Annotated in this window: 7 protein-coding genes; 3 read left to right on the top strand and 4 right to left on the bottom strand. The window is 58.7% G+C overall.

The features are described from left to right. On the bottom strand, positions 1-158 hold a 158-nt coding region (locus AC11W3_RS01520; RefSeq protein ID WP_484092370.1), incomplete at its 3' end, for an AbrB/MazE/SpoVT family DNA-binding domain-containing protein. 42 nt (positions 159-200) lie between these two features. Continuing rightward, on the bottom strand, positions 201-2,174 hold the full coding sequence (locus AC11W3_RS01515) for a BRCT domain-containing protein (protein WP_484092369.1): 1,974 nt from the start codon (positions 2,172-2,174) through the stop codon (positions 201-203). Between the two features lie 161 nt (positions 2,175-2,335). Between AC11W3_RS01515 and AC11W3_RS01510 the strand changes: the two genes are divergently transcribed. Continuing rightward, complete coding sequence (locus tag AC11W3_RS01510) at positions 2,336-4,372, top strand: ATP-dependent helicase (protein ID WP_484092368.1); 2,037 nt, start codon at positions 2,336-2,338, stop codon at positions 4,370-4,372. A 133-nt stretch (positions 4,373-4,505) separates the two neighbouring features. Here AC11W3_RS01510 and AC11W3_RS01505 read toward each other — a convergent pair whose 3' ends face one another. Beyond that, on the bottom strand, positions 4,506-5,174 hold the full coding sequence (locus AC11W3_RS01505; RefSeq protein ID WP_484092367.1) for a peroxiredoxin: 669 nt from the start codon (positions 5,172-5,174) through the stop codon (positions 4,506-4,508). 157 nt (positions 5,175-5,331) lie between these two features. Here AC11W3_RS01505 and AC11W3_RS01500 point away from each other — a divergent pair, with 157 nt between their 5' ends. Further along, complete coding sequence (locus AC11W3_RS01500; RefSeq protein WP_484092366.1) at positions 5,332-5,850, top strand: peptidylprolyl isomerase; 519 nt, start codon at positions 5,332-5,334, stop codon at positions 5,848-5,850. A 67-nt stretch (positions 5,851-5,917) separates the two neighbouring features. Here AC11W3_RS01500 and AC11W3_RS01495 read toward each other — a convergent pair whose 3' ends face one another. Further along, positions 5,918-6,421 (bottom strand): hypothetical protein, encoded by a 504-nt coding sequence (locus tag AC11W3_RS01495; RefSeq protein WP_484092365.1) that lies wholly within the window; start codon positions 6,419-6,421, stop codon positions 5,918-5,920. 281 nt (positions 6,422-6,702) lie between these two features. Between AC11W3_RS01495 and metK the strand changes: the two genes are divergently transcribed. Continuing rightward, entirely contained in the window at positions 6,703-7,872 is a 1,170-nt protein-coding gene (gene metK, locus AC11W3_RS01490) for a methionine adenosyltransferase (RefSeq protein ID WP_484092364.1), read from the top strand. The last annotated feature ends 18 nt before the right edge of the window (positions 7,873-7,890 follow it).

Below are 7,890 nucleotides of genomic sequence, written 5' to 3'. Positions count from 1 at the left end.
GTCCCCTGGTAACGGAGAAAGTTGCTGTGGACTGGCTGAACTACTACCCGTCCCTTTTCTACTGTCCATTCGAGAGCATCGTTCACGGAAATTCCAAGTTTCTCTCGTACGGCTTTGGGTATCGTCGTTTGGTACTTAGCTGTAACTGTTGAGTTCATGCCGTCCTCCCTATGCGTGAGACAGTAACCCCCGCCCATGTGTCAGGCGGTGGCTGCTTCCTCTTCTCCTTTCAACATACGAAGGTAATCCTCTTCTGATATTATCCGCACGCCCTTCGCTCGTGCATCCTCCATTTTCGTCGCGCCTACGTTTTCTCCCGTCACCAGCAGGTTGGTCTTGCCGGTAACGGATTTTCCTACCTTGGCACCCAATGATTTTGCCTCCTTCTCCATGTCGTCGCGGCTTCCGTGGACCATGGCGCCGGTGAAGACTATCTGGAGGCCGGAAATGGGGCTGGCAACTTTCTCGGACACTTCCGCGAGCGGGGTCGGTTCAAGGTTGAATCCCAGGGCGTAGAGCTTGTCAAAGAGTGGCTTTATGCGTTTCAGTCCTTCAACTACGATCTTCGCCGTTTTTTCCGCGAAACCCTCCACACCGATGACCTGCTCTTCCGAGAGGTTGAAGACTTCCTGAAGAGGGTAATGACTCAGCAACTTTTCGCAGTTGCCGGGGCCTAGCCGGAAGACGCCGAACGCCGTCAGGAAACGCCAGTCCTCGATCCTTTCGCTGCGGCTTCTGTTCAGCTGGTCGACCAGGTTCTCCGATTGCTTCGGCCCGAACCCCATGTCCTCGAAATCTTTGGCTTGAAGCGGGTAAATCTGGTCCACCGAACGGATCCCATTGGCATAGAGCCTCTCGATCGTTGCGCTGCCGAAGAGATCGACGTGCCGCAGCATCTTGAAGAAGTGCTCCATGGTGTTGGCGATCTGCGCCGGGCACTCCAGGGTGTTCGTGCAATAGAGGTAGTCGCCGTCCCAGTCCACGTCGGAACCGCAGCTTGGACATTTGTCCGGCAACACCGGCTCGACCGGTTTGATGACGTTGCCGATTTTGGGAATGACTTCTCCGCTACGGGTAAGTTCTATTATCGCGCCCGGGCCGATTCCCTTATCCAGCACCATCTTGTAGTGGTGGGCCGTGGCCCGCTGGATCAGGGCGCCGCTGAGACGGGTCGGTTCCACTCTGGCGACGGGGTTTACCCTGTCGGAGCGCGAGGTCTGCGGGAAGACTTCGATGACCTTCACCTGGGCCGCTTCCAGATTCTCTTTGTAGGCAATCTGCCAGCGGTGATGATGCCGCGTCATCCCCATCCTGTTCTTCAGTTCCTCGTCGGTGATCTCGATGATTACGCCATCGACATCAAAGGGAACGGTTGAGCGGATGCTGGTAACCAGCTCTTCGAACCCCGCGGTAAGCTGCTGCCAATTACCTGTCCACGACGGCAGCAGTGCGAAGGGGTAAAAGACCGCCGCCTTCTCTTTTATCGCCTGCTCCGCATGCTGGTCCAGCTCCTTTTCCCTGATGACGCTGGTCTGGAAGTTACGGGCGTTTTCGAAGTACGGCTGGAGGTGCTGGTCGAAGTACGGCCTGTTGACCACGATCTCTCCGGCTCCCAGCCCACGTGCGCCGTCATTGGCCACCGTCAACCCCCTGTCGAATACCCGGGTGATGTCGGTACCCCTTCTTCCATCTCCGCGGGTGTAGAGATGTTCCCCATCGTCGTAGGCAGCAAAGCCATCCAGCTTCGGAGTGACTCTGAATTCGAGAGTCTCGAAATCTTTGCCTGCCGCGGCCGCCTCTTTTCTGATCCGGGATGCCCATTGCTCGATGCTCTTCTTGGTATAGGCCTTCTCGGTCGACAACATCCGGGCGGGCAACTCCACCGTCTTACCGATGAAGGCGGCTTCGGGCTCCACTTTGTTGAGAAAGGGATGTTGGGGATGCCTGAGTCTTAGTTCGTCCAGGAAGGTGAAATCGTACTCGGCGTCGGATATGATCTGGGCGCCGCCGCGATAGAGAGCATTCGCCACCTCCAGAAATTCGACCAGCTCGTCGTCGGTCAGCGCCGTATGATTGACCTGCTGCTTCACGATAGCGTCGATCATCTCTTCGTTGAGAGAGCCGAGTGTTATCCCGGAGTTGTTAAGTATCTCTTTTTGTTCCTCTGTCAGCATGAACCCCTCTCGCGTGTCGTTATGGACCCACCTTATACCACACGCCGCCGTCGATTTAAACTGGCACAGTAATCGCGCCCTTGCTTTGCTCCTGTCGTTCTGGTAAATATCTGCAGCCGCGACAATTGTTGCGGTTCTTTTTTTGGATATCTGAGGTTTTCATGCTCGATCTAGCCCGATTGAATCCCGAACAGCTGGCCGCGGTGAAGCACACCGAGGGGCCGCTTCTCGTCCTGGCCGGCGCAGGCTCCGGCAAGACCGGGGTCATCACCTACCGTATCGCCCACCTCATCCTGAACAAGAAGGTGTCACCCGACTGTATCCTGGCGGTCACCTTCACCAACAAGGCCGCCAAGGAGATGAAGGAGAGGGTGGAATCCCTGGTGGGGCGCAAGCACTGCAAGGGGATCGTGCTCTCCACCTTCCATTCCCTGGGCGTGCGCGTGCTGAAGAGGGACATCGAGCGGTTGGGCTACAAGAAGAATTTCTCCATCTACTCGACGGCGGACCAGGTGGGGCTGGTGCGGCAGATCGTCCGCGAGGTCAACACTGAAAGCAAGAAGTACGACGCCGAAGCCATAATCTGGCGCATCTCCGGCGCCAAGAACAAGCTCATTCCGCCCGACCGTTATATTCCCGCTCCCTTCGACGACGTCGACATGATGGCCGCTTTGGTCTATCCCCGCTACCAGTCGGCGCTGAAGGCTTTCAACGCCATCGACTTCGACGACATCATCATGCTGACCGCCGAGCTCCTGCAGCATCACCCGCCGGTGCTCAAGCACTGGCAGGAGCGGTTCAGCTACATGATGGTCGACGAGTACCAGGACACCAACTCCTCCCAATACCTGCTGGTGAACCTGCTCGCCTCCGGCTGCGGGAACCTCTGCGTGGTCGGTGACGACGACCAGTCCATCTACGGCTGGCGCGGCGCCGATGTCGGCAACATCCTCGACTTCGAGAAGGACTTCAAGGGGTGCCGGACCATCAAGCTCGAGCAGAACTACCGCTCCACCGGCAACATCCTGGAAGCCGCGAACAGCGTGATCCGCAACAACCAGGTGAGGAAGGAGAAGAGACTCTGGACCGCGTCCGGCGAGGGCCCCCTCATCGATCTCTGCATCGTGCAGGACGACGAGGAAGAGGCGACCTCGGTCGTCGAACGGATCCAGCTCGAGCGCTTCAAGCACGATCTTCGTTACAGCGACTTCGCTATCCTCTACCGCACCAACGCCCAAAGCCGTGCCTTCGAGGAACAGCTGCGCTTCGAGGATATCCCGTACGTCCTGGTGGGGGGGACGCAGTTCTTCGAGCGCAAGGAGGTGAAGGATACCATCTCCTACCTCAAGGTGATAGGGAACCCGCTGGACGAGGTGGCCCTGCTGCGGATCGTCAACTTCCCCAAGCGCGGCATCGGCGACTCCACGGTCATCCGCATCAATCAATGGTCGCTGGAGAAGGAGTGCCCGCTCTTCGAGGCCTTCAGCCGGGTAGCCGAGATCGAGGGGATCGCGGACGCCATCAAGGAGAAGGTGCTGGCCTTCCATCAGACGCTGGTCGAGGCGACCGCCGCCTTCAAGGAGGAAGGTGACCTCGCGGAGAAGGGGAAGGCTCTCTTCGAACGGCTGGGGATCGAGGCCGAGATTTTCCGAACCATCGACGATCCGAAGCAGGCGCGGAGAAAGGTGGAGAACGTGGAGCAGATCATCAACTCCATGGCCTCCTACGAGGAGCGGGTGCCCCAGGCAACGCTGGGAGGGTTCCTGGAGAAGGTCTCGCTCATGGACGAGGACCGCTTCTCCGGGAAGGACAAGAAGGACCACGGTCTCGACGCGGTGACGCTCATGTCCCTGCACTCCAGTAAGGGGCTGGAGTTTCCCTTCGTCTTCCTGGTGGGGATGGAAGACGAGATCCTGCCGCACAAGCGGGCGATCTACGAGGATTTCACCGTGGACGAGGAGCGGCGGCTTTGCTATGTCGGCATCACGCGGGCGCGCAAGCAGCTGGTGATGACGCGGACGCTCTTCAGGAAGAAGTACGGGAAGCTGCAGGAAAGGATCCCGTCACGCTTTCTGGAGGAGATTCCCGCCTCGGTTCTGAACGTGCAGCAGAGCGGGGTGGTCAAGGAAGTGTCGCCCGAGGATGAGCAGAAAAGCGCCGAGGGGTTCTTCGCGAAGATGAAGGCGATGATGGGGTAGGGGAGAGGTCTGCGGAAAGTGGTCCTGAAAGGGAAATCCCCCCTGTCCCCCCTTTGTCAAGGGGGGGACGTTTGGGAAGCTTCGCATGCCGAGGGACGGGGGCAAGTCCGGGATTTCCGTGTCGAGGTCTCTTTTACTCCGAGTCGTTCTTGTTTCGCGATCCTTCTTCCTCCGGCTTCTTGATGGTCTTCTCTCCTGGGCGCCAGCCGACGGGGCAGAGGGCGCCGGTCTGCAGCGCCTGCAGGACTCGCAGTGTCTCGTCCACGTTTCTGCCGACGTCGAGGTTGTGTATTACCTGGTATTGGAGGATGCCTTCGGGGTCGATGATGTACAGCCCCCGCTGCGCCACGCCTTCCTTCTCATCGAGGCAGCCATAGGCCTGCGAGGTCTCCCTCTTCACGTCCGAAAGAAGCGGAAACTTCAGCGCCCCGATGTCCCCACGCTGCACCCAGGCAAGGTGGGTGTACTTGCTGTCGGTGGAGGCTCCCAGCACCACGGCGTTCAGCTTCTTGAACATCGGTATCGCCTGGCTGAAGGCCTTGATCTCTGTCGGGCAGACCATGGTGAAGTCCATCGGGTAGAAAAGGAGCACGATCCACTTCCCCCGGAAGTCGTCTATGGAGAGCTTCTTGAATTCCTTGTTTTTCTCTGTGCTGACCAGGGCGTCGAGGGCGAAGTAGGGGGCCCGCCCCCCGACCTTGGCAACCCTCGGCATGGTTTCGGCGCCGGCCGGAGTCGGAAGAGAGAGTGCGTGGAGAGGAAATGCGAGCGCAAGTGTCAGGATTAAAGCGGAAACCTTCATGGACTAGCCCCTCCTGTTCCGGATGGCACCTGACAGGCTCCAACTCCTGCCTGTCGGGAAAATTTGTTCACCTGCAAGCCCAGGTATGATATTGAAGATTGTATATTGTATATTGTGAATGATGGTGTATCAACTCAAAGAAAAAGGAGCGACAGAAATGACTGAAGAGAAGAACCCGCAGGTCCTGATGGAAACCTCGATGGGCAATGTCAAGATCGAGCTGTTCAAGGACAAGGCGCCCATTTCCGTGCGTAACTTCCTCTCCTACGTGAAGGATAACTACTACGACGGCCTCATCTTCCACCGCGTGATCAAGGACTTCATGGTCCAGGGTGGCGGCCTCGATGCCGATATGCAGCCGAAGAAGACCAAGTTCGCCATCAAGAACGAGGCCACCAACGGCCTCAAGAACAAACGTGGCACCCTCGCCATGGCCCGCACCAACGTGGTCGACAGCGCGACCTCCCAGTTCTTCATCAACGTCGTCGACAACGCCTTCCTCGACCACAGCGGCAAGACCCCTGACCGCTTCGGCTATGCAGTCTTCGCCGAGGTCGTCGAGGGGATGGACGTCGTCGATGCCATCCGCGCCGTCAAGACCGGCAACAAGGCCGGCCACCAGGATGTTCCGGTCGAGCCGGTGGTCATCAATTCCATCCGCCTGATCGAGGAATAACAACTCCCGAAGTAATGCCACCTTGAACGGCTGGCGGAGAGGTCTCGAAACCTCCTCCCTCAGCCGTTCATTGTTTCAGGACAAGATGGCCTGTGATCGCCGGGGTCACGGCGCCGTTCGTATCCCTGGCGGAAAAGCCTTCCAATGTAAATCCCCCAGCATCGACGGAAACACCAGCGGCAACTTGGCACGTCACGGTTCCGAGTGCGCCGACCGTGAATCCGGTCGGATCGGTGATGTTGATCCTCACTTGGGCCTGCGTGGCAGAGGTCGCCGGGATATACCTGCCGCCGACCAGGGCTCCGGCGTCCCTAACCTGCAGTACCCCTGTCTGCACCTCTCCGGTCGAGGGATCCGCCGGCACGGTCACGCCGGAGGGGAGACGGAGGGCCATCTCGACACCGTAGATGATGCTTTCGTTTGACTCTGTCGCGGTGCTGAGTTCGATCGTCGCCGTGGTACCTCCTCCCGGCGTCACCGTGTTGACCGCGGTTCCCCCCGAGCCCCCCGAACCGCAGCCCGCCAGCAGTGCCGGCAGAAGTACAAGCAAGGCAACCGTGACCATCTTCATGACGCCTTCCTCCTCTCGCTCTGTTATCTGCTGCGCTTACGGCTGTTGGAGCGGTTCTCCCCGGCCGTGATCGAGGATGCACCACGAACTCTCTTAAAAAAATAGAGTTTAGCTTAGAACCCTGTCATTTCAATGACCTCGTTCCGCCCCCCCTGTCTTAGTCAGCGAGGAACACTAAGCCATTGGACGGATTTAATTTTATTGACAAAAAACAGAACGATCTATACAATTCGGGGCTTCGGAAGAATACCGTTACACAGAATGTAAGGGGGTTTCACCATATGGAAATGAAGGATTTCATCTTTACCTCCGAGTCTGTCTCAGAAGGACATCCGGACAAGGTCGCCGACCAGATTTCGGACTCCATTCTTGATGCCATTCTCGAGCAGGACCCTAGATCACGTGTCGCCTGCGAGACCATGGTGACCACAGGCATGGCGGTAATAGCCGGTGAAATTACTACCAACGCCATCATCGATTACCCGAAGATCGTCAGGGATACAATTCGCGACATCGGTTACAACGATTCCTCCATGGGCTTCGACTGGGAAACCTGTGCCATCCTGACCTCCATCGACAAGCAGTCCCCGGATATCGCCCAGGGCGTCACCGAAGGCGAGGGTCTGTTCAAGGAGCAGGGCGCGGGCGACCAGGGCCTGATGTTCGGCTTTGCCTGCAACGAGACCCCGGAGCTCATGCCGATGTCGATCCTGCTGGCACACAAGCTGGTGTCGAAACTGGCCGACGTTCGCAAGGCCGGCGTCCTTGATTTCCTCCGTCCGGACTCCAAGTCCCAGGTCTCGATCCAATACATCAACGACAAACCGGTCCACGTCGACACCGTGGTCATCTCTTCCCAGCACACCCCCGAGGTCTCCTACGAGATGATCAAGGAAGGGATCATCGAGGAAGTCGTGAAGAAGATCATCCCGGCCGAACTGATGGATGCCAAGACCCGCTTCCTGATCAACCCCACCGGTCGCTTCGTCATCGGCGGACCGATGGGCGACTGCGGTCTGACCGGCCGCAAGATCATCGTCGACAGCTACGGCGGGCACGGTGCCCACGGCGGCGGCGCCTTCTCGGGCAAGGACCCCTCCAAGGTCGACCGCTCCGCCGCCTACATGGGGCGCTACGTAGCTAAGAACCTGGTCGCTGCCGGGCTCTGCGGCAAGTGCGAAGTACAGGTCGCCTACGCCATCGGCGTCGCCGAGCCGGTCTCCGTCATGGTCGACTGCAACGGCACCGGAAAGATCCCGTCCAAGCGGATCGCCGAGATCGTGCGCGAAGTCTTCGACCTCCGTCCGCGCGCCATCATCGAGCAGCTCGACCTGCTGCGTCCGATCTACAGGAAGACCGCAGCCTACGGCCACTTCGGCCGCGAGCTTCCGGAATTCACCTGGGAGCGTACCGACAAGGCCGCTATCATCAGGGAGAAGGCCGGGCTGTAGGAAAAGCCAACTCTGGAA

The organism is Geomonas sp. (genome assembly GCF_056994735.1).
Note: the sequence above shows the minus strand (reverse complement) of the source record. Positions and strands in the feature narration are given on the sequence as shown.